Raw genomic sequence first — 5,246 nt, 5'->3', positions numbered from 1 at the left:
TATTTCCACAACTGGACCGGCAACCGCATCACCTGCCGCGACTGGTTCCAGCTCTGCCTCAAGGAAGGGCTGACGGTTTTCCGCGACCAGGAATTCACCAGCGACATGCGCTCGCGGCCGGTGAAGCGGATTTCGGACGTGCGGCTGTTGCGCGCGCATCAGTTTACCGAGGATGGCGGGCCGCTCGCCCATCCCGTCCGTCCCGACAGCTATATCGAGATCAACAATTTCTACACGGCGACCGTTTACGAAAAAGGCGCCGAGCTTTGCCGGATGATCCATACGCTGGCGGGACCCAAACGCTTTCGCAAAGGCATGGACCTCTATTTCGAGCGGCATGACGGAGAGGCGGCGACGGTCGAGAATTTTCTCGATGCGCTCGCCGACGGCGCCAAGCTCGACCTTTCGCAGTTCAGACGCTGGTACCACCAGTCGGGCACGCCGGAAGTTCTGGTGTCCGGCCGCTACGATGCGGCGCGCCAGACCTATACGCTGAAACTCAACCAGATCAGCACGCCGACGCCAGGACAGCCGCACAAACAGCCCTATCACATTCCGATCGCGCTCGGGCTTGTCGGTCCCGACGGGAAGGACATCAAGCTGCAGCTCGACGGCGAGGAAAAGCCCGGCGCGACCACGCGCGTGCTGAGCCTGACGGAACGGGAAGCGACATGGCGCTTCCGCAATGTGAGCGCGCGGCCGGTGCCGTCGCTGCTCCGGGGCTTCACGGCGCCCGTCAAGCTCAGCGCCAATCTCAAGGAACGCGATCTCGTGTTCTTGATGACCCATGACAGCGACAGCTTCAATCGCTGGGAGGCGGCGCAGCGCTATGCGACGGGGCTTCTGACCACCATGGTCGCCGCGCACAAGACGGGCGGCGCGCCGCGCAAGGGCGCCGCGTTTGCCGAAACGATCCGGCGCATGCTCGCCTCGAAAAAGACCGACCCCGACTTCGCGGCGCAGATGATCGTGCTGCCGAGCGAGCAGACGCTGGCGCAGACGATCGGCAAGGATGTCGACGTCGATGCGATCCATGCGGCACGGGAGGGCTTGCGCGTCTCGATCGCGGCGCAACTGAAAGACGAGTTCCTTGCCGCCTATCACAGACTGAAGATCGAGGGACCCTACAGCCCCGACGCTACCCATGCCGGCCGGCGCGCGCTCCGCAATGCCTGCCTTGCCTATCTCGCCGTCGCGCCGGGCCGCGACGGCATCGAACTGGCGGCCGCGCAATTTGCGCAAGCCGACAACATGACCGACGAGATCGCAGCACTGTCGGTGCTGGTCAATATCGATTGTCCGGAGCGGGTGGCGGCGCTCGAAGCCTTCCATGCGCGGTGGAAGGACGATCATCTCGTGATGGACAAGTGGCTGTCGATCCAGGCGATGTCGGCGCTGCCGGGAACGCTCGACGAGGTGAAGCGGCTGACGGCGCACCCCGCCTTCACGATGCGCAATCCCAACAAGGTGCGGGCGCTCATCACCGCTTTCGCGACCATGAACCAGCTCCACTTCCACGGCGCCGACGGCAAGGGCTATGAATTCGTCGCAGACAGAGTGCTCGAACTCGACACGCTCAACCCGCAGGTCGCCGCCCGGCTCCTCGGCGCCTTCAAGAGCTGGCGGCAATTCGAACCGAAGCGGCGGGGCCTGATGGCCCGGCAGCTCAAACGGATCGCAGCCGGCGAGAGGCTGTCGCGCGACGTCTATGAGATCGCAAACAAGACGCTTGCCTGACTTCCCGTCCGATTTCAGAGACAAGCGGGGCAAAGCGCCCCGAAGCGGCACAGCCGCTTAACCGGGCGTTAACCCCGATTCGCTTTGAGTCGGGTGAGTCCCATTTGCATCGGTTAACAAAAAGTAAACGCCACCTATGGACATCGAGACTCCAAGACCGAATCATCGTTTCAGGCCGCATGATTCGGACGGGAGGATTTCGCCCGCCGGTGCTAAGTTGAATTTGGCCTCCAGACGCATCACCGGGGCGAAGCGACGCATGTCCGACGCGACAACCACACGATCCGAAGCCCTCAAATGGGAAGACGAGGCACGGCCGCGCCGCCGCGTACTGCCGGCCGGATTGTTGCCGCGCATCGCGCTCGGCATTTCGGGTGTGGCGCTCGCCGCGCTCAACGGCGCGCTCTATTTCCAGGACGGCACCTCCCGCGCGCTGATCTTCTCGGCCCTGCTGTCGGGCGGCTACATGGCGCTCGCCTATATGCTGGTGCGGCTGCGCGAGAGCAAGATCGAGGCGGATGCGGCGCTGATCGAAAACCAGCATCGCTTCGACATGGCCTTTGCCGGCGCGCGCTGCGGCATCTGGGACTGGGATCTCACAGCCAACCGCATTTACTGGTCGTCGGCGATGTTCGACATGGTCGGGCTGAAGCAACCGTCGAAGCGCCTGACGCCCGCCGAGGTCAAGGCACTGGCGCATCCGGACGATGCCGGCGCCATCGACGACATCATGGGCGCGGCGACGCGCGCCTCGCGCTCCTACGACACGACGTTCCGCCTGCGCCACGCCGATGGAAACTTCGTGTGGATGCATGCCAAGGGACAGGTCTGGGGCGGCGGACGGACCGGAAGCGAGCGGCTTGTCGGCATCACGATCGACATTACCGACCAGAAGATCGCCGAGGCGCGCGTCTCGGAAGCCAATGAGCGGCTGCGCGACGCGATCGAAAGCGTCGGCGAGGCCTTCGTGTTGTGGGACGCCAATAACGGGCTCGTGACGGCCAACAGCAAACTTGCCGAATTCCTCAATCTCGACGATGCGACGCTGCATACCGGCGCGACGCGCGCCGACGTGATGGCGCAGGCGGGCCTTGCCGATGCCTGGCCGGAAGCCGGCGGCAGCACCGAGAGCGTCAGCGAAATCCGCCTGGCGAACGGCCGCTGGCTGCAGATCAGCGAACGCCGCACCAAGAATGGCGGCCATGTGAATGTCGGCACCGACATCACCGCGATCAAGGATCAGGAAGCGGCGCTGACCGACAACAAACTGGCGCTTGAAAAGACCGTGCGCGACCTCGAAACTTCGCGGCGCAAGCTGCAGGAACAGGCACGGCAGTTGGTCGACCTCGCCGAGAAATACGCCGTCGAAAAGACGCGCGCCGAAACGGCCAATCGCTCGAAGTCGGAATTCCTCGCCAACATGAGCCACGAGCTCAGGACGCCGCTCAATGCCATTATCGGCTTTTCGGAAATCATGGAGACGGGCCTTTTCGGCGAGCTCGGTTCGCCGAAGTACAAGGAATATGCAACCGACATCCACGCGAGCGGCGCACATCTGCTCGAACTCATCAACGACATTCTCGACATGTCGAAGATCGAGGCGGGACGGATGACGCTCGAAACGCAGCACCTGCCACTTGCCGAGGTGCTGGAGGAATCGTTGCGGCTGGTGTCGGGACGCGCCGACGTCGCCAGCGTCAAGATCGTCGACGCGCTGGGCGAGATGCCGCCCGTCGAGGCCGACAAGCGCGCCGTCAAACAAGTGTTGTTGAACCTGCTGTCCAACGCCATCAAGTTCACGCCGGCCGGCGGTTCGATCTATCTGCGCGGCAGTACCGCCAACGGCATGGCGACGATTACCGTCGAAGATACCGGCATCGGCATTCCGGCAGACGCGCTGCCGAAGATCGGCCGACCGTTCGAGCAGGTCGAAAGTCACCACGCCAAGTCGCACAAGGGCACCGGTCTCGGCCTGGCCCTGTCGCGCTCGCTGGTGGAGCTGCATGGCGGCACGCTGACCATTGCCAGCACCGAAGGCGTCGGCACGCAGGTCAGCTTCACGCTGCCGCTGGCGCGGGACTGAATTGATCCGTTGACGGATCGTTCCGGGCCGCGCGGGCGCCGAAAGCACGGATTTCGACAGCGAAAAGCACAGCGGACCCCCCCCTCTGTCACAAAACTGTCATAAAATTGTCACAAATCTACTTATCTCCGGGATAAATGCACTTAATCCCCGGGGATAAGTCGATTTATCTCCGGGTGCGCACGAATTTCGGAGACGATTTGAGAGACCAGGAAGGTGCTTTTCTTGGTGCGATTTCGGGATGCAGGCTCAGAATTGAGACTGCGTTTTTCGAAGCAACCCCCTCACCCTTCCCTCCGGCGGGGAGAGGGAGTGATTACAAATACCAGTCGTATTCCAGCGGCGAGATGGCGCGCTGGAATTTGTCGTATTCGAGCATCCTGGTTCCGGCATAGACATCGACATAGCGGTCGCCGAGATCGTCGCGCATCACCTGCTAGTTGCGCAGGTGCCGGCACCCGGGTCAGATTCACGCTGACGAGGGCGGGATATTGAATTTTCTGAGAATCGCGGCTCCGCCTGGCGTTGTCGGTCCCAAGCTCGCTCCGCGTGTCAGGCCTCCCTTGTAAATCACACAATTTTCGGTCGGCTCGCCCAAATCCCAAGCCGCCTCTTGGCGTGTCACTATGATTGTTTTCTCACCCGTCCGCACACCACGCATCAGCACGTCTGCGACATACCGCTTCGCGGCTCTCGAAGAAGGGAGCGATTTGATCAAGGTGTGTCCGTTGAAATGAGAAGAGTGATACGGCACCAACTCCACGAGTGCCAGCCTCCTCGACAAATCACGTAATGCGTCCAGATAGCTCCCATCGTACTTCGCCTCTGCGATCATCATGACGACATCGCGGAGTTTCTTCTCCCACCAGACAAATCCGCTGTGCCAACTGAACTTCGGATCCAGCCAAAGAAACGGAAATTCTTCGTCCTCAAAATTCTGGGCAAGATTTTTCTCAAGTCGTTTCCTGAACTCCGGCATCTGGAACTCGCCAAAGTAGTCGGCATGCGAGAATCCCGGATTCAGAAGCAGAACGAAAATGTCTGCGCGAGACAGGTCTCCTCCATAGGGGATGGGAAGCAGCGAGGTATGAAACCGTGAGTCACGCTTTCCAAAATGTTCGCTGCGAATGTATGATTCAAAATCGACTGCCTCCTTGTGAATATGCTTGTCACCGCCGCGACCGAGAACAGGCTCGTCGTCCGGGTGCACGAAGAACCGTCCCGACAAGTCACAGTGTTTCCAAAAATTCACAAGGTCATTCGGCATTTCGATCCAACCACGAAATTCAAATATTCACAGCGTAACCAAAGCCGAAGAAAAGACGTGGATGGCCCGGACAAGCCGGGCCATGACGATTTTGGGTTGTTCCGGTATAATGCCCCCCCCAACAAAAAACAGTCATATTACAGCGGGGAGATGGCGCGC

General features: G+C 61.1%; 3 protein-coding genes. 2 read left to right on the top strand and 1 reads right to left on the bottom strand.

What is annotated here, in order from left to right; genetic code table 11:
- Both pepN and WEB61_RS05085 read left to right on the top strand, forming a co-directional pair.
- On the top strand, positions 1-1,737 hold a 1,737-nt coding region (gene pepN, locus WEB61_RS05090), incomplete at its 5' end, for an aminopeptidase N (protein ID WP_368063246.1).
- A gap of 259 nt (positions 1,738-1,996) precedes the next feature.
- On the top strand, positions 1,997-3,820 hold the full coding sequence (locus WEB61_RS05085; protein WP_368063245.1) for a PAS domain-containing sensor histidine kinase: 1,824 nt from the start codon (positions 1,997-1,999) through the stop codon (positions 3,818-3,820).
- Between the two features lie 469 nt (positions 3,821-4,289).
- Here WEB61_RS05085 and WEB61_RS05080 read toward each other — a convergent pair whose 3' ends face one another.
- Positions 4,290-5,048 carry a hypothetical protein gene (locus tag WEB61_RS05080; protein ID WP_368063244.1) on the bottom strand — a complete coding sequence of 253 codons (759 nt, stop codon included), beginning with the start codon at positions 5,046-5,048 and terminating at the stop codon, positions 4,290-4,292.
- Positions 5,049-5,246 lie beyond the last annotated feature (198 nt).

Origin of the sequence: Parvibaculum sp., from assembly GCF_040882025.1 — a bacterium.
GTDB lineage: Bacteria > Pseudomonadota > Alphaproteobacteria > Parvibaculales > Parvibaculaceae > Parvibaculum.
The sequence above is the reverse complement of the archived record's forward strand: the minus strand, read 5'-3'. Positions and strand labels throughout refer to the sequence as shown.